19 protein-coding genes are annotated in these 25,089 nt (G+C 74.9%); 12 read left to right on the top strand and 7 right to left on the bottom strand.

Annotation, left to right across the window (positions count from 1 at the left end):
* Together PV341_RS26960 and PV341_RS26955 are read left to right on the top strand one after the other, a co-directional pair.
* The coding region (locus PV341_RS26960) for a S8 family serine peptidase (RefSeq protein ID WP_500359204.1) at positions 1–3,526 on the top strand (3,526 nt) is incomplete at its 5' end.
* Positions 3,527–3,766: 240 nt separating this feature from the next.
* Positions 3,767–3,970, top strand: a complete 204-nt coding sequence (locus PV341_RS26955; RefSeq protein WP_326570877.1) for a cold-shock protein — start codon at positions 3,767–3,769, stop codon at positions 3,968–3,970.
* Between the two features lie 78 nt (positions 3,971–4,048).
* On the opposite strand, the gene PV341_RS26950 is transcribed toward PV341_RS26955, so the two are convergent.
* Entirely contained in the window at positions 4,049–6,046 is a 1,998-nt protein-coding gene (locus tag PV341_RS26950) for an AfsR/SARP family transcriptional regulator (protein ID WP_500359202.1), read from the bottom strand.
* Between the two features lie 135 nt (positions 6,047–6,181).
* On the opposite strand from PV341_RS26950, the gene PV341_RS26945 reads away from it, so the two are divergent.
* Positions 6,182–7,060: an alpha/beta fold hydrolase gene (locus tag PV341_RS26945; RefSeq protein WP_500324534.1), complete on the top strand. Its 879-nt coding sequence runs from the start codon at positions 6,182–6,184 to the stop codon at positions 7,058–7,060.
* Between the two features lie 102 nt (positions 7,061–7,162).
* Complete coding sequence (locus PV341_RS26940) at positions 7,163–7,786, top strand: DsbA family oxidoreductase (RefSeq protein WP_500324532.1); 624 nt, start codon at positions 7,163–7,165, stop codon at positions 7,784–7,786.
* 20 nt (positions 7,787–7,806) lie between these two features.
* On the opposite strand, the gene PV341_RS26935 is transcribed toward PV341_RS26940, so the two are convergent.
* The 6 genes from PV341_RS26935 to PV341_RS26910 all read right to left on the bottom strand — a co-directional run bounded on the left by PV341_RS26935 (position 7,807) and on the right by PV341_RS26910 (position 13,680).
* On the bottom strand, positions 7,807–7,995 hold the full coding sequence (locus PV341_RS26935; RefSeq protein WP_500324530.1) for a bleomycin resistance protein: 189 nt from the start codon (positions 7,993–7,995) through the stop codon (positions 7,807–7,809).
* A gap of 723 nt (positions 7,996–8,718) precedes the next feature.
* A complete protein-coding gene (locus PV341_RS26930; protein ID WP_500324528.1) occupies positions 8,719–9,147 on the bottom strand; it encodes a MarR family winged helix-turn-helix transcriptional regulator in 429 nt (142 codons plus the stop codon).
* 30 nt (positions 9,148–9,177) lie between these two features.
* Positions 9,178–11,022, bottom strand: coding sequence for an asparagine synthase (glutamine-hydrolyzing) (gene asnB, locus PV341_RS26925; protein ID WP_500324526.1), 1,845 nt, complete (start codon positions 11,020–11,022; stop codon positions 9,178–9,180).
* 150 nt (positions 11,023–11,172) lie between these two features.
* Complete coding sequence (locus PV341_RS26920) at positions 11,173–11,907, bottom strand: polysaccharide deacetylase family protein (protein WP_500359201.1); 735 nt, start codon at positions 11,905–11,907, stop codon at positions 11,173–11,175.
* Positions 11,904–12,842 carry a DMT family transporter gene (locus PV341_RS26915; RefSeq protein ID WP_500324522.1) on the bottom strand — a complete coding sequence of 313 codons (939 nt, stop codon included), beginning with the start codon at positions 12,840–12,842 and terminating at the stop codon, positions 11,904–11,906. Before PV341_RS26915 ends, PV341_RS26920 begins: the two co-directional genes overlap by 4 nt.
* A gap of 4 nt (positions 12,843–12,846) precedes the next feature.
* On the bottom strand, positions 12,847–13,680 hold the full coding sequence (locus tag PV341_RS26910; protein WP_500324520.1) for an SDR family NAD(P)-dependent oxidoreductase: 834 nt from the start codon (positions 13,678–13,680) through the stop codon (positions 12,847–12,849).
* Between the two features lie 314 nt (positions 13,681–13,994).
* Here PV341_RS26910 and PV341_RS26905 point away from each other — a divergent pair, with 314 nt between their 5' ends.
* The 8 genes from PV341_RS26905 to PV341_RS26870 all read left to right on the top strand — a co-directional run.
* Positions 13,995–15,128: an MGDG synthase family glycosyltransferase gene (locus tag PV341_RS26905; RefSeq protein WP_500359200.1), complete on the top strand. Its 1,134-nt coding sequence runs from the start codon at positions 13,995–13,997 to the stop codon at positions 15,126–15,128.
* Between the two features lie 4 nt (positions 15,129–15,132).
* Positions 15,133–16,275: a permease gene (locus tag PV341_RS26900; RefSeq protein WP_500359198.1), complete on the top strand. Its 1,143-nt coding sequence runs from the start codon at positions 15,133–15,135 to the stop codon at positions 16,273–16,275.
* 75 nt (positions 16,276–16,350) lie between these two features.
* Complete coding sequence (locus PV341_RS26895; protein WP_500324514.1) at positions 16,351–16,752, top strand: helix-turn-helix domain-containing protein; 402 nt, start codon at positions 16,351–16,353, stop codon at positions 16,750–16,752.
* A 77-nt stretch (positions 16,753–16,829) separates the two neighbouring features.
* The gene (locus PV341_RS26890; RefSeq protein WP_500324512.1) at positions 16,830–17,240 is read left to right on the top strand and encodes a VOC family protein; all 411 of its coding nucleotides are present in this window, start codon (positions 16,830–16,832) and stop codon (positions 17,238–17,240) included.
* 143 nt (positions 17,241–17,383) lie between these two features.
* A complete protein-coding gene (locus tag PV341_RS26885; protein ID WP_500324510.1) occupies positions 17,384–18,454 on the top strand; it encodes a trypsin-like serine peptidase in 1,071 nt (356 codons plus the stop codon).
* Positions 18,455–18,651: 197 nt separating this feature from the next.
* Positions 18,652–21,990, top strand: coding sequence for an FtsX-like permease family protein (locus tag PV341_RS26880; protein ID WP_500359197.1), 3,339 nt, complete (start codon positions 18,652–18,654; stop codon positions 21,988–21,990).
* Between the two features lies 1 nt (position 21,991).
* The gene (locus PV341_RS26875; protein ID WP_500359196.1) at positions 21,992–24,757 is read left to right on the top strand and encodes an FtsX-like permease family protein; all 2,766 of its coding nucleotides are present in this window, start codon (positions 21,992–21,994) and stop codon (positions 24,755–24,757) included.
* A partial coding sequence (locus PV341_RS26870) for an ATP-binding cassette domain-containing protein (RefSeq protein ID WP_500359195.1) occupies positions 24,754–25,089 on the top strand: 336 nt, incomplete at its 3' end. The genes PV341_RS26875 and PV341_RS26870, both read left to right, overlap by 4 nt.

The raw sequence follows: 25,089 nt of genomic DNA, 5'->3' as shown, positions 1-25,089 counted from the left end.
GGAAGGCGCCGACCGCGTTGACGCCGCCCCCTCCGCCGCCAAGGACCTGCCCACCAACGAGGGCCTGACGACGTCCTTCCAGTCCTACCTCAACGCGGGCGGCGTCAACGCGGTCGGCGCCTTCCGGGACACCGCGAGGTACCTCCGCGCGCTGCCCGGTCAGGGCCAGGTCATCACCAACGTGTCGCTGGGGGACCTCACCGACCAGGGCATGGCCGACGCGGGCGACGAGTACGTGCGCCTCAACGGCCCCACCACGGTGCTCCGCGACGGCAAGCGCTACCTCGACTTCCCCTCCCTGCCGCTCATACCGACCTACACCAGCGACAACAAGGGCCGCCTCGACGCGGCCGGCGCCATCGAGGGCCAGGACCCCAACCTCGCCGAAGTGCTGCTCGACTTCTCGATGATGGCCCCGCTGCCGCACGACCGGCAGCGCCCGGAGGCCACCGGCAGCGGCGCCACCGACCTGCTGGGCATCGCGCCCGGCGCGCAGTACCGGCTCGTGATCCCCGAGGAGCCCTCGGCCACCGGCATCGCGGCCGCGCTGCGGGCCGCGGCCGCCCAGAAGCCCCGGCCGGACGTCATCACGGCGAGCCTCGGCTTCGGCACGGACGGCTCGATCGGCTTCCCCTCGCGGTGGCTGGAGGACGACCCGGAGATCAGGGACACCCTGCGCGCCATCGTGGACTCGGGGATCGTCGTGGTCGTGTCGTCCAACGACGGCACCCGCCTGGGCCTGCCGGTGTCGGTCGGCCCCGACGGCGGCAGCACCCCGACCGACGTGACGTCGAGCAGCCGCGCGCAGACGTCGATCGACGACGTCGCCCCCACCACCACCCCCACCCTGGTCCGTGACACCGGGGTGATCGCCGCCGGCGGCACCACAGTCGACGACACCCTGAGCTCGGACGACGTACGCACCGCCGTCTACCCGACCACCCGCTACAACGGCTCCGCCGGCTACTCCTCGGGGTTCGGCACCCGGATCGACCTGGCGGCGCCCGGCGACAACCTGCCCTCGCTGATCCACACACCGGACGGTCCGGGCGTGGTGCTCAACGGCGGCACCTCGGCCTCGGCCCCGATGATCGCCGCTGCGGCGGCCAACGTGCTGGCGGCCGCCGAGGCGACCGGGCAGAAGCTCAGCCCGCGTGAGGTCCGGAAGCTGCTGGTGGACACCGGCCGCCCGATCGCCCAGCCCCCGCAGGCCGACCGGGAACTGCGCATGGGCCCCCAGCTGGACGTGACAGCGGCGGTGGAGAAGGTGCTCGCCAAGCGCCATTCCCTCACCCCGGCCTCGGTACGGCTGTCCGTCGCCGAGCGCCAGCTGCTGTCGGTGAGCCCGACCACCGCCTTCGTCGAGGCCACCGATCCCTCCGCGATCGACCTGGCGGGCCCCGCCGACGCCTGGGGCAACCCGTCCGGGCAGAACGCGGTCTCGCCCATCACCTTCGGTCTCGACCTCACCGGCGGGCACCGGAAGCTGACGTACCGTCTGCGCGTCGGTGAGCACGGCACGATCCCGTCCGCCGGCCCGAGCCTGCGCGTCCTGCCGCGCGAGCTGCTGGCCGCCGCCGGCCTGCCCCTCGCCTCCGGCGAAGCGCGCACCGTACAGGTGACGTTCGAGGCCCTCGACGGCCACAAGGTGGTGGCCTCGACCGGTCAGCGGCTCACCTTCGGCGCGGCCGACGGCACCTATGTGCAGCCGAAGGCCCCGACCGCGCCCGGCTCGTCCCCGCTGGGCAAGTCCGTCACCGTGCACTACGACCTCACCGGCCTGCGGGACGCGACCGCCCCCGAGCTGGTGCTCTCCTCGGTCGGCCACTGGACGCCCTTCACCACCAGCGACAAGTGGCGTGCCCAGTGGCGCACCCCGCTCACCGGCACCAAGGGCACGGTGACCATCCCCGCCTCCGCCTTCGCGCCGGGTGGCGCCGGGCTCTACGGCATCGGCGTCACGCTCTACGACGGCCAGGTCTTCGGGGACTTCCGCGCACTGCGCGTCGGACCCGGCGCCGACCAGCGGCCGCAGGCACCGCTGCTGGGGCAGGGGAAGTCCGCCACGGCGCACGCCGTCGAACTGACCCGGGCGGAGCCGCGGTTGACGGTCTCCTGGGACGCCTCCTCGGCTCCGCACGCCGACGGCGCGGCCATCGAGTTCCTCACCCCGGCACCCACCCTGTACGGGGCTCTCAACACCGCCACCAACCAGAACGGCAGCGGCCGCGACGACAACGGCGTCGACCACGCCTCCACCCTCTTCCGGGCCCTGCCGTCGGTGAAGGGCCGGACCGTGCTCGACCTCAAGGCCCTCGGCCTGCCGACCGGACTGCAGTACCCGGTCCGGGTCCTGCCCACGCGGGCGGGCAAGCCCGTCGGACAGGCCTCGCCCACGTCGTTCGTGCAGTACCTCGACGGCGACACGGTCTCCGGCACCCTGGAGAACATCGAGGTCAGCGGGGGCACGGCGCTGCTCGCCACCGATGACTTCGCCGAGGGCGACGACGGCTGGATCCACCTGGAGGGCTCGGCCACCACCGCGTACTCGCTCTCCGAGGGAACCCTCGGCACCACGGTGTCCCGCCAGACCGGCACCTCGATGATGCAGGAGGTCCTGGGGGCCGACCCCGGCACGGGACACACCCTGATCGGCCACCGGCCGTTCGACGGCGGTGTGCTCCCCGAGGTCGACCTGCGCGACACGAAGACCGGTGCGCGCGTGAGGCTCAGCACCCTCGACCCGGGCACCGGCTCGACGTCGGTGTACTTCCAGGGCGGAGCCGTCGACCCGGCCCGGCACCGGGCGGCCGTGACGACCTTCGACGGGGTCTCGGGCGTGGCCTCGCTGTGGACCGTCGACATGGCCACCGGCAAGATCTCCGCGCCGATCCCGCTCAACGCGGACAACCCGGGGCGGGCCTTCGGCAACGTCTCCGTCGACGCCTCGACCGGCACGTTCTTCGTGGCCACCACCGGCACCATGGGGCCCTGCCTGTCCGGGCGCGTCCCCTACTGGGCGGTGTCGGTCGACCCCGGCACCCGCGAGGTGTCGCCGCTGACCACCATGCCGGCCTGCACCGCCGGGCTCCTGCCCGACGGCAAGGGCGACCGGGTGTACGTCGCCGCCGGACCCGCCACCCCCAGCTACACCACGGGCGAGTTCCCGACCGGCACCTGGCGTTCGGCCGATCAGAAGTCCCTGGCCACCTCCGCGCCGGCCGACCTCGGCACCCGGGGCGTCATGTGGCCGGTGCTCGACACCCGGCACCACGTCGCCCTCGTCGCCCACCTGTACGAGGAGGCCACCACCGGCGACAACAACGCCCTCAGCGAGATCACCGTCCTCGACCCCGACACCGGGAAGGTGCTCGCCCGGCACCCCGTCGCCAACCTCGTCAACTCCACGCTGAGCACGTCCAACTTCGACTTCACCAGCCGGCGCGGCCTGTTCCTCGACCCCGCCACGCGTACCGTCTTCCTGGTGAACCCCTGGGCCAACGGCCTCCAGCGGTTCACCTACTGACCGGACACCTACGGGGCCGGGTCCGCCACGACCGGTGGCGGACCCGGCCCCGTGGTCGTCCGACGACGCCTGTGCTAGGTTGATCGCGTTGCAGTTTTGGTACCCATGAACTTTACGTGCACCTGCCGGGATGTGACCGACAGGTGCATTTTTTGTTTTCCGGTTGTCCCGGAGGGGTCATTGCGGCGACGGAGGTCCGCAAAGTGCGGGCTTCATGTACTGCTCCCGAAGGAGATTCCCATGGCGACCGGCACCGTGAAGTGGTTCAACTCGGAAAAGGGCTTCGGCTTCATCGAGCAGGACGGCGGCGGCGCCGACGTCTTCGCTCACTACTCCAACATCGCCACCCAGGGCTTCCGTGAGCTCCAGGAGGGCCAGAAGGTGAGCTTCGACGTCACGCAGGGCCAGAAGGGCCCGCAGGCCGAGAACATCCTCCCCATCTGACCCACCGGGGATGTAAGGGGCCGGCACCTCACGGGGTGCCGGCCCTTCCTCTTTCGGGGCCGTGCGGGCACGCCGGGTCTACGGGGCGAGCGCCGCGGTGACGGCGGCCAGGTACCGGTCCACCGGACCCGCGGTGAGCAGACCGCTGCCCGCGCCCGCGAGTTCCCCGGCGGCGGGGAGCAGGCGGGCGTGGAGCGCCTCCAGGACGTCGCGGTCGCCGAGCTCGACGGCGAGCACGGACTGCACGCAGCACAGGGCCTCGTACATCAGGTCGGGGGGTGGCTCGGGCAGGGCCCGCAGGGCCGCCAGGGCCTCGGCACGGCGGCCGGCGCGCAGCAGGACGAAGGGTTGGGCCCACGGCCGGTACGGCCCCCACTCCGCCGCGGGGTCGACACGCTCGGCGATCCGCGCCGCCGGGACGCTGCCGTCGGCCAGGTCGAGGCAGAGCAGCGCGAGCGGCAGCAGACCCCGTTCCACACCCGGCATCCCGGCGCCCTCCAGGCGTGCGGCGGCGGCCCGGTAGGCGGCCCCGGCCCGCGGCCCGCCCCCGGAGGCGGCCGTCCGCAGGGCCCGGTACCACTGCGTGAACACGCCGGCCAGGGGCAGTTCGTGGCGTTCGGCCAGGACGTCGACCGCGGCGGCGTGCACGTCGGCCGCGGGGAGGTCGGCGAGCGCGCTGCGGGCCTGTACCCGGATCAGGTGACCGAGCACCTCGTACGTCGTCAGCCCGTGCCGCCGGGCCAGCGCCACCAGTTCGGCGCCGATCGCGTCCCGCCGCGGCGCGAGGCCCGCCCGGGCGCAGGTCTGCATGAACACCCCGTTGAGCGCGAAGGCGAGGAGCGCCGGGTCGTCGAGCCGGCGGGCCGTCTCCTCGGCCTGCCGGGCCGCAAGCGGTCCGCGGGCGGAGCGGATGCCGCGCGTCTCCACCGCGATCGTGGCCAGCAGGCGGCAGCGTGCGGTCTCGTGCGCGGCGTCGGCTGGCAGGGCGGCCAGGGTGCGCTCGGCGACGGCGACGATACGGCGGGCCTGCTCCGGGTCGTCGCTGCGGGTCCAGATCGCGGGGACGTCGTAGGCACCGATCACCCGGGCGGTCAGCTCCGGGTCGCCGGACTCCTCCGCCGCGGCGACGGCCGCCAGGCGGTGCTCCCGGGTGGCCTCCAGGCCGCCGCCCCCGGTCAGCGCGAGATTGCGGAGGAGGCCGACCGTCGACTCCAGCCGTGCGCGGGCCCCGGCGGCGACCGTGCGGTCATACGCCTGGGCCGCCCGGGCCCACACCCGGGCGGCCGCGTCGCCCGGGCCGGCGGGCGCGGGCGCCGGCGGGTCCAGGCGCGGGTCCTGGGCGAGCATGTCCGCCTCCAGACGGCGCAGCGCCGCTCCCGGGTCGAGCCCCAGTCCCCGGGCCAGCATCGCGCGGGCCCGGCGCAGCACGGCGAGCGCGTCCCCCTGACGGCCCGACCGGTACAGCGCGAGCGCCAGCAGCCGCCAGGCGTCCTCCCGCCACGGATGCGCGATCAGGTGCGCGTCCAGGTCGGGCACCGCCTCGGCGGCAAGGCCCAGCTCCAGCCGGGCCTCCGCCCGCCGTTCCACCGCCCGCAGCCGCAGTTCGGCGAGGCGGGAACGCTCGCCGCGGGCCCACTCCCGGTCGGCGTACTCGCCGTACGAGGGACCGCGCCACAGGTCCAGCGCCTCCTCGAGCCGCGTCAGCGCCGCCGCGGGCGGCAGTGCCGCGGCGGCGTCGACGGCGGCCTCGAACCGCCAGGCGTCCACGCTGTCCGGGTCCGCCCGCAGCGCGTACCCGGTGCCCGCGGTGACCAGCAGCCGGGCGGGGGCGCGGGGCGGCCGCTCCGGTTCCAGCTCGCGGCGCAGCGCCCCGACGAAGGTCTGCACGGCCCCGACGGCGCCGGCCGGGGGTTCGTCCCACAGGTCCGCCACCAGGCGGGTCACCGGTACGACACGCCGGCGCGCCACCACCAGCCGCGCCAGCACCTCCCGGTGCCGGGGGCCCTTGAGCGCCAGTGCGCGACCGTCGCCGTCCCAGGCGACGACCGGCCCGAGCACACCGAAAGCGACCCGCACCCTGCCCACCTCTCCGGCCGTCCTCCCCGCAGCCACGGTACGCGCTGACCGGATGCTGATCCGCGGGCGGGAGGCTCGGGGCGTCCGCCACCGCGGGCACGTCACTCCCCCACCACCGAACGAGAGCAGCGCACCATGACACCGGTCGTCCCCGGCTTCGCCTACCACCGCGTCCCCGTCGCCGACGGCGTCGCCCTCAACGTCGCCGTCGGCGGCTCGGGCAGCCCCGTCGTACTCCTGCACGGCTTCCCGCAGACCCACCTCATGTGGCGCCACGTCGCCGCCGACCTGGCCGCCGACCACACCGTGATCTGCCCCGACCTGCGTGGTTACGGTGCCAGCGACAAACCGGCCCCCGCGGGACCCGCCACGTACGCCAAGCGCACCATGGCCGCGGACGTCGTCGCGCTGGCCCGCGCGCTCGGTCACGACCGCTTCGCGCTCGCCGGCCACGACCGCGGTGCGCTGGTCGCCTTCCGCGCCGGGCTCGACCATCCCGACGCGGTCAGCCGGCTGGCCGTACTCGACGTGCTGCCCACCCTGGACATGTGGGACGTCCTGCGCGGCGCCGACGCCGCCGTGGGCTTCCACCTGTACCTGATGGCCCAGCCCCCGGGCCTGCCCGAGCAGATGATCGCCGCCGCCCCGGACGCCTTCTTCGGGCACTTCCTCGACGCGTGGAACCGGTCCCCGGAGACCTTCCCGCCCGCCGTGCGCGCCGCCTACCTCGACGCCTGCCGCGCGGCCGTCCCCTCGATCGTGGCCGACTACCGCGCCTCGGCGACCGTCGACGCCGACCACGACCGGGCCGACCGGGCCGCGGGCCGGCGGCTCCGGATGCCGGTCGCGGTCCTCCAGCAGGACTGGGGCGCCGCCCTCGGCTACGACGCCCGCGCTCTCTGGCAGGCCTGGGCCCCCGACCTGACGCACACCACCGTCGGTTGCGGCCACTTCATGGCGGAGGAGGACCCGGGACTCGTCGCGTCGGCCCTGCGGGCACTCGTCGCCTCCTGAGCCCCGGAAAACGGTCGAGGCCCGAGGCGGGAAGAACCTCGGAAGCGACTTACGTTACAGATATCAGTGGTAACGAATCTCGCGAACCGTGAGGAGCACCAGATGATCGTCACCTCCGCCCCCGGGCCCTGCTCGCCGCCGCGCACCGCGACCGCCGAGCACTGGTTCGACTTCATCTGCCCCTACTGCTACGTGGCCCAGGACCGCACCCGGATCCTCCGCGAGCACGGCATCCGCGTGGTCGGGCACGCGCTGCGGATCCACCCTTGGACGGGGCCCAGCGGCAGCCCTCCCGGCCGGCGCACGGACCCCGCGTACGCGCTCCTCGCCCACGAGGCCGAGGCGGCGGGCCTGCCGCTGCGCCGGACGGACCGCGGCACCCACTCGCGCCCCGCGCTGGAGGCCCACGAATGGCTCGCCGCGAGCGACCGCGAGGCCGCCGGCCGCTTCGCCGCCGCGGTGTTCGCGGCCAACTTCGCCGACGGCCTCGACATCGAGTCCCGGGAGCTGCTGGTCTCCCTCGCCGAGGAGGCCGGGGGCGACGCGAAGGGGCTGCGCGCGGCCTGGGGTTCCGCGGCGATGACCGACGCGCTGGCCGCGTCGGAGTTGCTCGCCTGGCGGTACGGCGTCCACGCCACACCCACCTGGGTCTCCCGACGTCACGGGATCGCCGGACTGCAGCCCCCGCAGCGGTTCCGCGACTGGGCCGCGGCGCTCGCCCGGTGAGGAGCGGCCGGCGAGTCGGCCTAGCCCAGCAGCGCCTGCATGTGGGCCGCGGCCTCACGGGCGGCCTCGTCGGGGGTACGGCCCTGCTCACGGGCGAACAGGTAGGCGGCGTACCAGTCCCACCAGTGGTGCTCCGGGGCGGTCGCCTCGTACGCGCCGTGGCGCTCCTCGGTCTCGTGCAGGAGCCCGGCCAGGGTCGGGACGTCCATGGCGGCACCTCCTCGGTCGTGCGGCCCGGAATCCCACGGTCCGCGAGGACGGTGGGATTCCGCAACCCGGGCGCCGTCAGCGCATCGAGCGGCTCCGGCTGTTCCCACACGGCGAGTGACCGCCCTCGGGGAGCGGGTTGCACCGGACGAGGTTCGGGCGACCTGCTCCGCCCGGCTCCCGGGGGCCCGGTAGAGCTCGTCGGGGAAGACGCCGCGGCGACGGGGACCCTGCTGGGCCGGCTCGACCAGCTGACCGGACCCCAGCGGGACGCGCCGCCCCTTCGCGCAGCCCGAAGTGGAGGCCGCGACGCGCGCGTGCCGGTACGAGGACCTGGGTTTCCTGGATGGACGCTGTTCGAGCTGATCGAGGCGGCCGCCCGCAGCGGCCGGCCGGAGGCCGCCGCCGGGGCGCTGGAACGCCTCGCCGAGCGCACCCGGGCCGCGGCAGCGAGTGGGCCCTGGGCGTCGAGACTTGCGCACGCGCGCTGCTCGACGAGTCCGTCATCTCGACCACGACCAGCTCCCCACCCCGACGTCCGGACGCACACACTAGCCGCGGTCGATCAAGGACCGGCCATGTCCGGTTGGCGCAGGCCGTTGACGACCAGGTCGGTGACGCGGCGGCCCCGGTCCCGGCCGCTCGACGCCGACGCGCCAGAGGAAGCCCATCAAGGGCAGCACGTCACCTTGGGTGACCACCTGGTAATCCGCGCCGTCCGGGTGTCAGTCGCGGTCCGTCAGGCGGCGCAGCAGACGACCTGCCTCGAGGACCTTGCGCACGTCCTCCGGCGGCAGGGTGCCCAGGCGCGCGGCGAGGGCCTCGGCCTCGCCGCGGGCCATCCGCACGAGTTCCCGCCGGCCCGGCGCGGTCATGACCACCCGTGTGGCACGGCCGTCGGCCGGGTCGGGTTCGCGGCGGACCAGCCCGGCCGCCTCCAGTTGCGTCACCGCGGCGGTGATCGTGGGCTGGGTGCAGGCGGCCCGCTCGGCGAGGACGCCGACGCGCGAGGGACCGTACTGGTTCAGCAGGGCGAGGACGATGAGCGGGGTCGGCTGGACCCTCGGCTCGGGGCGGGCGCGGCGCAGCAGCCGCACCAGGCGGTGCAGGGACACCACGAAGTCCAGGGCGTCTTCCTCACCGACCGCCGCCATCGTCGGCCCCCTCGCGTGGTCTCCGTCGGGTCAGGGGATCCCGATCGTGGGCGAGTACAGGTCCATCCACAGCGCCAGGTCGAGGGCGCGTTCCAGGCCGTGCCGGGCGGCGTGCGTGCTGACCGGGGTGTCGGTCCTGACCGCGTCCTCCAGCCAGGTCCGGCTGACCAGGTCGAACACCGGGTGCGTGGGCTTGGCCAGCAGGTCCTTGGCGTTCTCCTGGAGCGCGACGAAGTACTTGGGGTCCTGGGTGGAGGGGTACGGGCTCTTCACCCGGTCGTAGACCGAGCGGGGCAGCACGTCCGCGGTGGCCTCGCGCAGCAGGCTCTTCTCCCTGCCGTCGAAGGACTTCAGCGACCAGGGCGCGTTGTAGACGTACTGGACCAGGCGGTGGTCGCAGAACGGGACCCTGACCTCCAGGCCGTTGGCCATGCTCGCCCGGTCCTTGCGGTCGAGGAGGATGCGCACGAAGCGGGTGAGGTGGAGGTGGCTGATGACGCGCATCCGGTACTCGAAGTCGCTCTCGCCGTCGAGGCGTTCGACGCCGGCGACCGCGCGGCGGTAGCCGTCGTGGACGTAGCCCTCCAGGTCCAGGGACTTGGCCACCTGCTCGGTGAGGATGTTGCCGTCGTCGCCGAACTCCGTCGTGAACCGCACCAGCCAGGGGAAGGTGTCGGCCCTGCGGGCCTCCTCGTCGAAGAACTGGCGGTAGCCGCCGAAGACCTCGTCGGCCGACTCTCCGGAAAGGGCGACGGTCGAGTGCTGCCGGATGGCCTTGAACAGCAGGTAGAGGGAGGAGTCCATGTCGCCGAGCCCGGCCGGGATGTCACGGGCGCGGATCACCCTGGCCCGCACGTCCGGATCGGCGAGCTGGCCGGAGTCGAGGACGATGTCCTGGTGCTCGGTCCCGCAGAGATCGGCGACGTCGTGGACGAACGGGGTGTCGGGCGTCCCGCGCAGGCTGTCGGGGACGAAGTGCTCGGTCTGGCCGACGAAGTCGACCGCGAAGCTGCGCACCTTCTCGCCCTGGTCGGCGAGTTGCCGCGCCGCGATCGCCGTCATCGCCGAGGAGTCCAGGCCGCCGGAGAGCAGGGTGCAGCGCGGCACGTCGGAGACGAGTTGACGCCGCACGATGTCCTCGAGCAGCTCGCGCACGCGCGCGATCGAGGTCTCCTTGTCGTCGGTGTGCGGCTCGGTCCGCAGCGCCCAGTAGACGTGGGTGCGGATGCCGCCCCGTCCGACGGTGACGACGGTGCCGGGCTCGACCTCGCGCATGCCGTCCCAGATCGCGTGACCGGGTGTCTTGACGAAGGCGAAGAGCTCCCGCAGCCCGTCCAGGGTGACGTGGCGGGGGACGAGCGGGTTGGCCAGGATCGCCTTGGGCTCGGACCCGAACAGCACGCCGTCGTCGGTCGGGTAGTAGTAGAACGGCTTGATCCCCATCCTGTCGCGGATCATGACGAGCTTCTGCTCGCGGCTGTCCCAGATGGCGAAGGCGTACATGCCGTTGAGCCGTTCCGCCACGCCCTCCCCCCACTCCAGGTAGCCGCGCAGCACCACTTCGGTGTCGGAGGTGGTGGTGAAGCGGTGGCCGCGCACGGTCAGTTCCTTGCGCAGTTCGGTGAAGTTGTAGGCCTCACCCGAGTACACCATCGCCACCGCGCCGCCCTCGGGTGCCTCGGCGCTCATCGGCTGCCGGCCGCCCGGCAGGTCGATGATCGCGAGCCTGCGGTGTCCGAGCGCGGCGGGTCCGTCGACCCACGTGCCGCGGTCGTCAGGCCCACGGCAGGCCATCGTCTCGGTCATCGCGTCGACCGTTTCCTGCTCGTTCCCCAGGTCCCTGCGGAACGAGATCCATCCGGCGATTCCGCACATGCGTATGCCTCCGGGCTATCGCTGTGCCCGTCCGTCGTTCGCGACGTCACGGATCGGGTTGGCCCTGGCCGGCTCCGCGGCGCGGTTGTCACTCTCGGTGATATGTATCGGGCACCTATCTATCGAGTGTCCGTCGGCTCCGGTCGACCGTCAAACGCCCGCGCCGACGCCGTGCTCCACGAGGGGACCGACCGTCAGACCGGCGTCCCGGCATGCCGTGACCAGGGCGGGAAGCGCCGCGAGGGTGGCGCGCCAGGAACCCGGGGCGGAGGCGTGGTCGCTGTCGTGGAGCAGGACGGTGGCGCCCGCGCGCAGATCGGGCCGGAGGGTCGCCAGTACGGACTCCCCGGTGGCGCCGGTGCTCCAGTCGCGGCCCCAGGCGCTCCACAGGACCGGGGTCAGGCCGGTGCACGCGGCCGCCGCCCAGCGTCCTCCGGTGAGGATGCCGTACGGAGGGCGGTACCAGACCGGTGCGGCGCCGCAGGCGTCGTGGACCGCCCGGACGGCGCGGGCCAGGTCGGCCCGGTCGCGGGCGGGACCGGGCAGCCACGGGCGGTCGTGGGTCCAGCCGTGGACGGCGATCTCGTGGCCGCGCCGGACGGCCTCGCGCACGATCCGGGGGTGGCCGCCCACCCGCGCGCCCAGGACGAAGAAGGTGGCCCGGACCGAGAGTTCGTCGAGGGCGTCCAGGAAGCGCGGGGTGGAGACCGGATCGGGCCCGTCGTCGAAGGTGAGGGCCACGTGGTCGGGGCGTCCGAGGCCGGCCAGGGCGGGGAAGGCCCGGCGGCGCAGCCCGGGCAGCCAGGTGGCGGCCGGGACGATGTGGCCGGCCACCAGGACGCCCCCCGCCAGCGCCGCCCGCCGGACGTCGCCGCCGCGCCTCATCCCGGCCCCCCGTGGACGGTACGGTGACGGCCCTCCGGGGCGCCCGGACGCTTCCCGCGCGGCACGTCCCAGCCGCCGGCCACGGCGGGCGAGCGGGACAGGCCGACGGCTCCGGCGGCCATCAGGGCGACGCCCGCCGCCTCGGGCACCACGTGCGCCCCGAGCGCGATCCGTTCCCCGAAGAGCACCCAGCCCAGCGCCACGCTCACCACCGCGTCCCCGATGGTGAGCGCCGGCTGGGACGCCGCGAGGCTGCCGGCCCGCAGGGTGACCTGGAGGAGCAGCAGGCTGAGCAGGCCGACCGCGCCCACCGCGTACAGCTGCCAGGAGGCGAACACCCGCGGCAGGCCCTCGGGGATGCGACCCGTGACGTCCTTGATCAGCGCCGCCGTGCAGGCGAAGCAGGCGGCCGTGGCGCACCCCAGGACGCAGGCCCGCGCACCGCCGCTCAGCGCCCGCCCGACGAGCCACAGGACGAGCACCAGCAGCGCCAGCGGCACACCGGCGCGCGGCCAGGTGCCCGGCAGGGCCTGCGCCTGCCCGCCGGACGGCGTCGCGGCACCGAGGAACAGGGCCAGTCCCCCGGCCAGCGCCAGGAACCACAACCAGGTCCCGGGGTCGGGCCGGCGGGAGAACGCCAGGCTCCCCGCCATCAGGGTGAACAGCAGCTCGGTGGCCATGAGCGGCTGCACCACCGACAGTTGCCCCACCCCCAGGGCACTGGCCTGCAGGGCCCCTGAGACCACGAGCGCCGCCATCCCGGCCGCCCAGAAGGGGCGCCGGACCAGTCGCAGCAGGTGCCGCAGCCGCCCGCGCAGACCGTGCCCGGCGCCCTCTTCCTCCTGCTGCTGGAGGGCGGCGCGCCGCTGCAAAGCGGAGGCCGCGCCGTTGGCGAGGGCCGCCAGCAGTGCCAGCACGACGGTCAGGGCGGGCACCGCGTCATCCGTACTTGCCCGCGAGACGCCGGTAGACCCAGGGCAGGACGCCGCGCACGGCGACCGGGATCCGCAGCCAGCGGGGGACGTACACCTCGTCCCGTCCCTTGCGGACCGCGTCGGTCACCACCCGGGCGACCCGCTCGGCGGGCATCGGGCGGGGCCGGGAGCGGGTGTACGCCACGCCCCGCGTCGCGAAGAACGGGGTGTCGACGACGCCCGGGATGACATGGGTGATGCGCACCCCGCTGCCGGCCAGCTCGTAGCGGAGCGAGTCGGCGAAGGCGCCGAGCGCCGCCTTGGCCGCGGAGTACACGGCCTCGTCGCGGACACCGACGCTGCCCGCGAAGGAGCCGATCAGCACGATGTGGCCGCTGCGCCGGGCCAGCATGCCCGGGAGCACCCGGCGGACCAGCTCCATCGCCGCGACGACGTCCACCATGAAGATCCGCTCGATCACCCCCTGCGGCATCGAGGCGAAGGGACCGGCCCAGCCGATGCCCGCCCCGGCCACCAGCAGGTCGACCCGGCCGCCCGTCACGAGGGCGGCGTCGCGCACCAGCCGCCCGGTGCCCTGCGGGTCCTCCAGGTCCGCGGGGAGCGCGGTCCCGGAGGTCCGCTCCGCGACCGCCCGCAGACGCTGGTGGTCGCGGCCGCTGACCAGCAACCGCCATCCCTCGGCGGCGAGGCGGTCGGCGACCGCGGCCCCGATGCCCGAGGACGCCCCGGTCACCAGCGCGACCGGGGCCGGTCCGCCGGCCGGGTCCGCCGGGTCGCGCACGGGCTTGCCGCGTACCGCCTTGCCACCGGAGACCGCTTGGGGAGGGTGAGAGGTCATGGCATCGCTTTCTGTCCCTGCCGCTGCTTTCCGTCCCTGCCGCTGCAGCTGCCGCCCGGGATGGCCGGTGCGGCTCCCCCCGGGGCACGTCCCCCCTCCGGTCTCAGTAAACCGCCCGATCGCCGGACCGGCTCTGTGGGCGACCCTCCCGGGAGGCAGGGGGCGGGGGTCGCCCCGTGATGCGGGCCATTCGTTTCAAGACGGGGCAAATCGGTTAGACCCGAGTAGTCCGCAACTGGTGTACGAGGTGATCACGTGCCGGATGTGCCCGCAGCAGCGCCGCCCGTCCCCTCCCGGCGGGACGTGGTGCCGCGGTGACGCACACCGGGCGGGCGGGCCGTGCGCCCCGGCGCTTCCTCGTGCTCAGCGCCGCCATGGGCGCCGGTCACGACGCCGTCGCCGACGAACTCGTCGCACGGCTCACCGCCCGCGGCGGGCAGGCCCGCAGGGCCGACGTGCTGGAACTCCTCCCCGCGCACGCCGGCGCGGCGCTGCGCGCCTTCTACCGCGCCACGGTCCTGCACCTCCCGGTGCTCTACGCGGGCATCTACGCGACGTTCCTGCGCCCCGGCGGGTCACGCCGCACGCCCGGCCCGGCCGGGCTGGCCGGACTCGCCGAGCGCGGGCTCGCCGAACTCGTCCGGCGCGAGCGGCCCGGGCTGGTCGTCCCGGTGTTCCACCTGGCGGCGCAGCTCACCGGCGGGATGCGGGCCCGCGGAACGCTCGCGGTGCCCAGCGCGGTGGTGGTCACGGACTTCGACGTGCACAGCCAGTGGCTCCACCCCGGCAACGACCTTTACTGCTGCCTCACCGAAAGCGCCGCCCGCCGGGTGCGGGAGGCCACCGGCCGCCCGGCCGCCGCCACCGGTCCCCTGGTCGCGTCCCGCTTCCTGGCGCCCGCCCCGGACGCCGGGCCCTGGCACCGGGTGTTCCGTTCCCGGGCGCCGGACCGGCCGGTCGTCCTGCTCTCCGCGGGTGCCTGGGGCGCCGGCACGCACCTGGCGGACACGGCCGCCCTGCTCGCGCGGGCCGGTTTCCTTCCGGTGGCGCTGTGCGGCGAGAACCGGCGGCTGCGGGCCCGGCTCTCCCGCGTCCCCGGGGCGCTCGCGCTGGGCTGGGAGCGGGACATGCCCGCGCTGATGAGCGCGGCGGACGCGCTGGTGGACAACGCCGCGGGGCAGACCGCGCTCGAAGCACTGGCCATGGGACTGCCCGTCGTCGGCTACCGCCCCATCCCGGGCCACGGCAAGGCCGGGGCGCACCAGATGGCGGCGCTCGGTCTGACCCGCCTCGCCACCGATCCCTGGACGCTGATCGACGTCCTGGACGGCCTCACCCGTCCGCGCCGCCCGCGCCGCACCCCCTCCCCGGCCGCCGCCGCGCTCTTCGCCCCGGACACCGCGGCGCACCTGATGGAGGCGTGCGAACCGGCCCCGGTCGCGGTCTGACCGCATGGACGCCGTCCTCCACGCCCTGTCCATCACGGGCGCCATGACCTGGGACATCACCTGGGCGCTGATCCTCGGTTTCGCGTTGTCCGCGGTCGTCCAGGCCGTGGCCCGCAAACAGGGCGTCGTCGGCCTGCTCGGCGACGACCGGCCCCGGACGCTGGTGATCGCCGCGGGCCTGGGCGCGGCGTCCTCGTCCTGCTCCTACGCCGCCGTCGCCCTCGCCCGCTCGCTCTTCCGCAAGGGGGCGAGCTTCACGGCGGCGATGGCCTTCGAGATCGCCTCCACCAACCTCGTGGTCGAACTCGGCGTCCTGCTGGCCCTGCTCATGGGCTGGCAGTTCACGGCGGCGGAGTTCGTCGGCGGGCCGGTCATGATCGTCGTCCTCGCGCTGCTCTTCCGGCGCCTGCTCCGGCCGGACCTGCTGCGGGAGGCCCGTGCCCAGGCCGACCGCGGGCTCGCCGGGTCCATGGAGGGGCACGCGGCGATGGACATGTCCGTGCGCCGCGAGGGCCCGTTCCTGCGGCGCCTGCTGTCCCCCGAGGGCTTCACCGCCACGTCGCACGTCTTCGTGATGGAGTGGGCGGCGATCCTGCGCGACCTCGTGCTCGGCCTGCTGATCGCCGGCGCCGTCGCCGCCTGGGTGCCGGACTCCTTCTGGCAGGCCTTCTTCTTCGAGGGGCATCCGCTCGCCGCGAAGCTGTGGGGCCCGCTGATCGGGCCGCTCGTCGCCATGGCCTCGTTCGTCTGCTCCGTCGGCAACGTGCCCCTCGCGGTGGTCCTGTGGACCGGCGGCATCAGTTTCGGCGGCGTGGTGTCGTTCATCTTCGCCGACCTGCTGATCCTGCCGATCCTCACCATCTACCGGAAGTACTACGGCCGCCGCACGGCCCTGCTGGTCCTGTGGACCTTCTACGTCGCCATGGCCGTCGCCGGCTACGTCGTCGAGGTGCTCTTCGGCACGCTCGGTCTGATCCCCGACCGGTCGAGCGCCCACGTCCCCGGCGGCGGCGTCCACTGGGACTACACCACCTGGCTCAACATCGCCTTCCTCGCGCTGGCGGCCGTGCTGCTGGCCCGCTTCCTCGGTACGGGCGGCCGGCGGATGCTGCGGATGATGGGCGGCGCACCGGCGGGCGGGCACTGAGGCGTCCGCACGGGTCCCTGGACGACCCCGCCCGCCGTCCCGGAACGGCGCCTTTCCGCCGAACCGTGTGGTCTCATGGGCGGCGTGAGCCGCGCCGCAGAAGAGACCAACCGCCGGATGCTCCGGGCACGGGACGCGATGGACCGTGCCTACGCGCAGCCGCTGGACGTGCCGGCGCTGGCCCGGATCGCCCATGTGTCGCAGGCGCACTTCACCCGCACCTTCCGGGCCACCTTCGGGGAGACGCCGCACCGCTACCTGCAGCGCCGCCGCGTGGAGCGGGCGATGTTCCTGCTGCGGGAGAGCGACCGCAGCGTGACGGACATCTGCTTCGAGGTCGGCTTCGGCAGCCCGGGGACCTTCAGCCGCACCTTCCGCGACATCGTGGGCACGTCGCCGCGGGCGTACCGCAAGCAGGCGACGGCCATGGACGTGCCGACGTGCTTCGCGAAGGCGTGGATGCGGCCGCGTGCCTGATCGCGGGCCGAGCAGGCCGAGCAGGGTGAGCAGTTTTGGATAAGTTTCCGCCCGGCCCGGCCAGTAGCGTGATGCACATGTTCAACGCCATCACGCACTCGCAGATCTACGTCCTGGACCAGGACGAGGCCCTCGACTTCTACGTCGGCAAGCTCGGCCTGGAGGTGAACGCGGACGTCGACCTGGGCTTCATGCGCTGGCTCACGGTGAACGTCCCCGGCCACCCGGAGCGCCAGATCCTGCTGGAGAAGCCGGGCCCGCCGGCGATGTCCGAGGAGACCGCGCAGCAGGTCCGCGAACTGGTCGCCAAGGGCGCCACGGGCGGCCACCTGATCTTCAGCACCGACGACTGCCGCAAGACCTACGAGAAGCTCCGGGACCTGGGCGTGGAGTTCACCGAGGAGCCGACCGAGCGCCCGTACGGGATCGACTGCGGCCTGCGCGACCCCTTCGGCAACAGCATCCGCTTCACCCAGCCGAAGGCCTGAACCGCGGCCGCCGGCAGGCGCTCGCGACCGGTCCCAACCGACTGCCCCTCCCGGACGTCTGTATCGCACGTCCTTCTGCCCGCAGGCCCGTGTCACCGGCACGCGGCCTGCGGGGCAGTGCGATCGACGTCCCGAGGAGCAGCATGCCGTCACGTCAGGTACCCCCTTCCGCGCACCTCCACCGGCCGCTTCTGGCGGCCGCCCTCGTCGCCGCGGCCGTGCTCGTCACGGCCCCGGAGGCGTCGGCAGCCGGCGCCGTCCAGCCGTCCACGACCGCCGTGGCCGTCCGTGACCAGGCGGTCACCCGGGCCGAGCGGCAGGCGGTCCTCGGCTACTGGACGCCGGAGCGGATCGCGGCGCTGACCGAGCCCTCGTCGGGCAACCCGCCCGAGGGCGGTCCCGACGGCGCCCCGTGGACGGGGCGGAGCGCCCTCGGCCGTACGGTGGGCCGGCTGTTCTTCACCGACCACGGCGAGGACTCCAGTTGCACCGCCACCGTCGTCGACAGCGCCAACGGCAGCACCGTGGTCACCGCGGGGCACTGCGTGAACAACACCGACCTCGTCGGTGAGGACAACCAGTGGACGCGGAACGTGCTGTTCGTGCCCGGCTACCGCGACGGACGGGCGCCCTACGGGAAGTTCACCGGCCGGCTGGGGGTCGTCGCCCCGACCTGGCTGGAGAACGACCAGCAGCACGGTGAGCTCTACGGCGCCTACGACCAGGCGTTCGTGGTCCTCAACACGGACGCGCGGGGCCGGACCGTCCGGACCGCGGTCGGCGCGGCGCAGAGGATCGGCTTCGACCGGCCCGGCGACCGCAGGGTCCACCAGTTCGGATACCCCCGCGCCGTCTCGGACCCGGAGCGTGAGGGCCTTCCCGAGTACACCGGCGAGCGGCTCGCCTACTGCACCGGACGGGCCCAGCAGGTCGTCGGCACCCCCGAATACCCCGCGGCGAAGGGGCTGTGGGGGACCGAGTGCATCATGGGCGGTGGCTCCAGCGGGGGCCCGCGGATAGCCGGTCTCGACCCGGAGTCCGGTCTGGGCACGGTCGTCGGCGACAACTCCGAGGGCAGCCGGCTCGACGCCGCGGGCAACGCCTGCGACCCCTGGGATCCGGCCCCGGGCTGCACACGGCACCTGGTGGGCCCGCAGTTCACCTCCGCCGTCACCTGGCCGCTCTACCAACGCGCCCAGCACAGCGCCCGCTGAGCGACGCCCACCCCGGCGCCTCCCGGCCGCGGCCGGGAGGCGCCGTCCCGCCTGCCCCCTCAACGGCGGCCGGGGCCAGGTGTGTTGCACCCGGAACCGGTGACGGCCGGGCCCTTAGCCCCGGGGCCGGGTGGGCGTAGTCTGTGCCAATCTCATTGCACGGGCCATCGAGAACGGGGGGCATGGTGCCGGGGTTCGTGTTCCTGCGTCTGCGCGCGCACCGTCTGCTGCTCGGCGCCGCCCTGCTCTCCGTGCTCCTGACCACCTGCGCGGTCGCCGCGCTCGCCGCGTTCAGCGCGGCCGTGGGGGACGCCGGTCTGCGGCGCGCGCTGCAGGAGCAGTCGGCGGCACGGACACTGGTCGGGATCACCGCCGACGTCGACGGCAAGGACCCGGGCGTGGCGGACGGGGCCGTGCGCGCCACGGTCGCCGGGGCCTACGACGGCCTGCCGGTGTCCGTCACCGGGGTCACCCGTTCCGGCCCGTACGGGCTGCCGATGGCGCTGCGGCCGCGCGGTGCCCCGCGCACCGGGGACCCGGACCTGACGGTGCTGTCGACGCTGGACCGGGCACGGGTGACCATGGCCGAGGGCACCTTCCCCGCGGCCCCGGCGGCCGGCGGACCGGTCCCGGTGGCGCTGCCCGAGGCGGCCGCGGAAGCGCTGAAGGTGCGCACCGGGCAGGTGCTCACCCTGACCGACCGGCTGCGCCACGGCACGCTGCGGGTCCGCGTGACGGGGACATACCGGCCGGTCGACCGATATGCCCTGTACTGGCGGCTCGACCCGCTGGGCGGGCGCGGAGTGCGGACGCTCTCCTTCACCACGTACGGGCCGATGGTCACCTCCCCCGGGGCCTTCGGCCCCGGCGGGGTCCCCGCCGTGGAGATGGCCTGGCAGGCGCAGGGGGACTTCGCCGCGATGACCACGGCCCGCGCCGACGGCGTCAGCGGGAGCGTCCATCGGACGGTGCAGCGGCTGGGCACCCTGCAGGCCGCGAACTCCGTCGTGGCGAGCAGCGAACTTCCGGACCTGCTGGCGGAGTTGCACAGAACGCTGTTGGTGAGCCGGTCGACCCTGCTGATCAGCGTTTTGCAGCTGATGCTGCTGGCCGCTCTCTCCCTGCTCCTCGTCGCCGGACTGCTCGCGGAGGAACGCTCGGCCGAGACCGCCCAGTTGCGTGCCCGCGGCGGCTCGCGCGCCCAGATGACCGGTTTCGCCACGGCCGAGGCCCTGCTGCTGACCGTGCCGGCCGTGGTGCTGGCCCCGCTGCTCTCCGGCCGGCTGGTGCGGCTGCTCGCCGGTCACGGGGCGCTGGCCCGGGCGGGGGTACGGCTGGAGCCCTCGCCGCTGACCGCCTGGTGGGTGGCCGCGCTCACCGCGCTCGCCTGCGGTCTCGCCGTCGTCGGGCCCGTACTGCGGCGCACGGGGACGTACACGCAGGAATACACGGCGCGGCGGCGCCGGCGGGCGTTGCCCGCCGGCGTGCAGGCGGGTGCGGACGCGGGCCTGGTGCTCGTGGCCGGCCTGGCGTTCTGGCAGTTGTCCCGCCGCGAGGCGGGCAGTGGGACGCTCAGCACGGACACCTCCGGACGGCTGGGTCTGGATCCGGTCCTGGTGGGGGCGCCCGCGCTGTGCCTGCTGGCGGGTGCGGTGCTGGCGCTGCGGCTGCTGCCGCTGGCGGCCCGGCTCGGCGAGCGCCGCGCGGCGAAGGCCAGCGGGCTGCCGGTGTCCCTGGTGGGCTGGCAGCTGGCACGCCGCCCGGGCCGCGGGGCGGGGCCCGCCCTGCTGCTGGTCTTCGCCGTGTCGATCAGCATGTTCGCGATCGGCGAGAACAGCACGTGGACCCGGTCGCAGGACGACCAGGCGGACTTCGCGGTCGGCGCCGACCTGCGCGTGTCCGGTTCCGCCACGCCCGCGTTCGGGCAGGGCGGCGTCTACGACGACGTACCCGGCATCGCTGCCGTCACCCCCGCGGGCCGCGCCACCGTGTCCCTGCCCCGCGACCGCGACGCGACCGTCCTGGCCGTGGACAGCACCTCTGCCGCCCGTGTCCTGCGACTGCGTGACGACCTGTCCGCCGAACCCCTCGCGGACCTCGTGCGACCCCTGCGGGCGGACGGCGGCCCCGCCGCCCGCAGCGCCGGATTCGTCCTGCCCGACGGCACGGACCGGCTCCGCCTGACCGTCCGCCTCCGGTCGCTGGGGGCCGGGGACCGCACCGTCGCCGGCACGGTGACCGACCAGCTGTTCGTGACGCTGACCGACCGGTACGGCGTCCCGTACACGCTCTCCCTCGGCGAGGTCCGGGCCGACGGCGAACGGCACGTGCTGGAAGCCGACTTCGCGGCCGTCACGGGCCGGGCGCGCGGCGCGGGCCCGGCCGGGCCGCTGCGTCTGACCGGGCTCCGGGCGGAGTACCTGGTGCCCCGGCGGAACGAGCGGCACAGCCTGACGGTCACCGACGTCCGCGCGGTGACGGCCGACGACGGCACACGCGAGGTGCCCTCCCCCACCACGACGGCCTGGTCCGCCCGCACGCAGATCGACAACCCCGACTTCCCCGAGGCCCCCGGCCTCGGCTACCGCCCCTCACGCACCGGCGAACCGCGCTCCGCCGCGGACACCCCGCTGACCGTCCGCTACGACACCGGCGAGGAACCCTTCCAGCAGGGCGTCCCCAACGGCGCCGACGGCGCCTCCCTCACCCTGCGGGCGGGGCCGCGGCCACCCACGGTGCTGCCCGCGGTCGTCACCGACGCCTTCCTGAGCGCCGTCGACGCCAGGCCCGGCAGCACCGTCCCGGTCGAACTGGAGGGCACACGGCTGTCCCTGCGCATCACGGGGTCGCTCCGCGCACTGCCCACCACCGGGCGGGACGGCTCCACGGGCACCGGCGGCGGCGCCGTCCTGCTGGACCTGGCGAGCCTGAACCGCGCCCTGGTCTTCCAGGACCAGCGCGGGCTGGAGCCCACCGAGTGGTGGCTCGCCGCCGGCCCGGCCGGAGGGCCCCGTGTGGCCTCGGCCCTGCGCGCCCGGGGGGACGCCGCCACGATCGTGGTCCGAGACGAGGCGCGGGCGGAGTTGCGGCGGGACCCGCTGGGCGCGGGTCCGTTGTCGGCCCTGCCGGCGGCGGTGGTGGCGGCCGCGGTGCTGGCGGCGGTGGGTTTCGCGGTCGCGGCGGCGGGAGCGGTACGGGAGCGCTCGCAGGAGTTCGCGCTGCTGCGGGCGCTGGGCACGCCTCGGAAGTCGCTGGCCCGGGTGATCGCGGCGGAGCAGGGGCTGCTGGTGCTGACGGCGGTCGGGGTCGGGGCGCTGCTGGGCGGGGCGCTGACCCGGTCGATCGTGCCCTTGATCGTGCTGACGGCACGCGCGGACAGGCCGGTGCCCGAGGTGCGGGTGGAGTTGCCCGCCGTGCCCTTGCTGGAACTGCTGGCCGCGGTGGCGGTGCTGCCGCTGCTGGCGGTGGCGGTGGCGGTGGCGGCGTTGCGTACGGCCGATCCGGTCCGCGCGCTGCGCCGGCAGGGAGGGGAGTGACGTGACCGACGTACGTACCGCGCGGCCGGCCTCGTGGACCGGTGCCCGCCTGCGCGCCGCCCCCGGTGGTGCGCTGGCGCTGGCCGCCCTGGTGCTGGTGACCGCGTTCCTCGCGGCGGCGCTGCCCCGCACCGTCGAGGCGTACGAGGACGCCGCACTGCGGGACACCCTCCGCCGGGCCTCCCTGACCGACCGCAGCGTCACCGCCACCTTGGACCTGTCGTTCTCCGGGGTGCGAGGCGGTGGCGGTTCGCCGTTCCAGGCGAGGGAACTCGCCAGGACCGAGGACATGTTCCGGAGTGTGGTGCGGCCGCCGCTGGCCCTGGACACCGCGCAGACGGTGTACGGGGTGCGCAACGCCGAGGCGGCGGCGGCGACCGATCCCGGCCTGCCCCGGCCGACCAGGGACCGCGATCCGCGGGCCACGCTCGTCTCCCAGCCGGGCCTCGCCGCCCGCTCCCGGCTCGTCGCCGGGCGCATGCCGGCGTCCACCGCCGGGGAGCGTGAGGTGGAGGCGGTGGTCACCGCACGGACCGCGAAGGTGATGGGCCTGCGCGCGGGTTCCGCGGTCCACCTGCTGGACACGACCGGGGCCGGGCTGACCGTGCGGATCACCGGGATCGTCGAACCCCACTCGCCCGGCGAGGCCTTCTGGAACGCCGAGCAGGACCTGCTCGCCCCGACCCTGGTGAGCGTCCCCGGCCCGCCGGGTGAGGACCCGGAGCACTACTGGCACTTCACCGCGCTCATCGGTCAGGACGCCGGCGGCGTGGTGCTCGACCTGCCGGAGGGCGCCCGCCTGTACTGGCACCATCCCGCCGACGTCGGCGCGTTGAGCGCCCACGACGTGCCCGCGCTGCGCGACCGGCTGGCGTCGCTGTCGGGCGGACCGGACTCCACCCAGCTGCGCATACTGACCGGAAGCCAGGCGGTCACCGTGGGCCAGGACGGACTCGCCGCGCTGCTGGGGCCGTTCGTACGGGAGCGGGAGGCCGCCGCGCCACTGGTGCTGATCGCGACGGTGGGCGTGGGCGCCGTGGCAGGAATCGTGCTGCTGATGGCGGGCGGCCTGTCGGCGATCCGTCGCCGTACCGAACTGCGGCTGCTGCGGGCGCGCGGGAGCAGCCTGACGGGTCTGTGCGCCCGGCTGCTGACGGAGAGCGCCGTCGTGGTCGTCCCGTGCACGGCGGCCGGGGTGCTGCTCGCGCTGCTGCTGGTGCCGGCCGAACGCTCCGCCACCTCCCTGCTCGCCGGGGTGCTGGTGGCGGCGGTCGCCGTTCCGGCGCTGCCGTTGCGGGCGGTGGCGCTCGTCCGCCGGGTGGGCCCGGAGCGGCGCGACGACCTCGTGCAGGCCCGGCCCTCACGCCGCCGCGCGGTGGCGGAGCTGACCGTGGCGGTCGTCGTGACCGGTGCGGTCGTGGCGCTGCGGCGCAGGGGCACGGCGGACGGCGGAGCGGACCTGCTCACCGCCGCGGCACCGGTGCTGGTCGCGGTGATCGGGGCGCTGGTCCTGCTCAGGCTGTACCCGCTGCCGTTGCGGCTGCTGTCCCGGCCCGCGGCCCGGATGCGGGGCACGGTGCTCTACCTGGGGCTGGCCCGGGCCGGCCGCACGCCCTCCGCCACGGCGCTGCCGCTGGTGGCCGTGCTGGTGGCGCTGGCCGTGACGTCGTTCGGCGGCTCGGTCCTCACCGGCGTCGAGAGCGGCCGCGACCGCGCCGCCACGCGCGCGGTCGGCGGCGACGCCCGGATCGAGTCCCTCACCACGCTCCCGGACGGCCTGGACGCGCAGGTCCGGCGGGTGCACGGCGTGCTCGGCACCTCACCCGTGAGGATCGAGACGGGTCTGTCGACGGCGCCGGCCGGTACCCCCTACGACCTGGTCGTCGTCGATCCGGCACGCTACGCCGCCCTGGTGGCCAGCACGGGCGTCGGCGCCCCCTTCCCCGCCGCGACACTGGAGGGCGACGGCAGCGGACCGCTCCCCGCGATCGTCTCCCCCGCGCTGGCGCGGGAGTTCGGCAGGACGACCGTGTCCGTGCAGGCCTTCGCCGGGGCGACCCCGGTGCGCACGGCCGCGGTGCGCGACGTGACGCCCGCTGTCCTGGGCGGCGAGTTCGTCGTCGTCTCCGCGGCCGGCCTGGCCCGCACGCACCCCGAGACCGCCCGCTCCCCCGTCCAGGCCGCGACCGCGCTCTACGTGACGGGGCCGCGACTGGACGGGCAGGCGCTGAACGCCGCGACGCGCGCCGCCTCGGCGGACCTGACGGTGGTCCTCCGCTCCGAGGAACGCGCGTCGTTCACCTCCTCGGCGCTCCAGACCGGCGCCCGGCGGGTCTACCTGGCGGCGGTGGCGGCGGGTGCGGGCTACAGCGCGCTGGCCCTGCTGCTCTCCCTGATGGTGCACACGCCGCAGCGCAAGGCGCTGCTGGCGCGGCTGCGGACGATGGGCATGACGGCTCGTCAGCGGCAGTGGCTGGCGGTGCTGGAGATGCTGCCGCAGGTCCTCCTGGGCGCCCTCGGCGGCGTCCTGGTCAGCCTGGCCACGGTCCCGTTGCTGCGTCAGGGGGTGGACCTGACCGCGCTCGCCTTCTCCGCGGCCGCGCCGGTGAGCGGCGTGTCCGGGACGGTGCTGCGCACGGACCCGCTGTCGCTGCTGCTGCCCGCGGCCGCGCTGGTGGTGCTGGCCTGCGCGGCGCTGGCGGGGCAGGCGTGGCTGACCGGGCGACGGGGAGAGGGAACGGAACTGCGGATGGGGGAACGGGAATGAGCCAGGACACACCGGGGACGGCGGCACGGAGCGGTGCGACGCTGGCGGAGCTGGAGCGACGCGTCGCCGAGAGCCGGGAGCGGCCTGCCTACGGGCATGACGCGTTGATCGTCTGCGACCGGCTGGTGCGGATCTTCACCGCCCAGGGCGTGGAGGTCCAGGCCCTGCAGGGCCTGGACCTGCTGGTGCAGCAGGGCGAACTGATGGCCCTGGTCGGCGCGTCGGGCAGCGGTAAGTCCACCCTGCTGAACATCCTGGCCGGGCTGGACACCCCCACCGCGGGCGCCGCCTCGGTGGCCGGCTTCGACCTGCTCGCACTCGACGCCGCCGCC

Origin of the sequence: Streptomyces sp. PA03-1a (genome assembly GCF_033792805.1) — a bacterium.
Taxonomy (GTDB): Bacteria; Actinomycetota; Actinomycetes; order Streptomycetales; family Streptomycetaceae; genus Actinacidiphila.
This window is presented reverse-complemented; position numbering and strand designations above follow the sequence as displayed.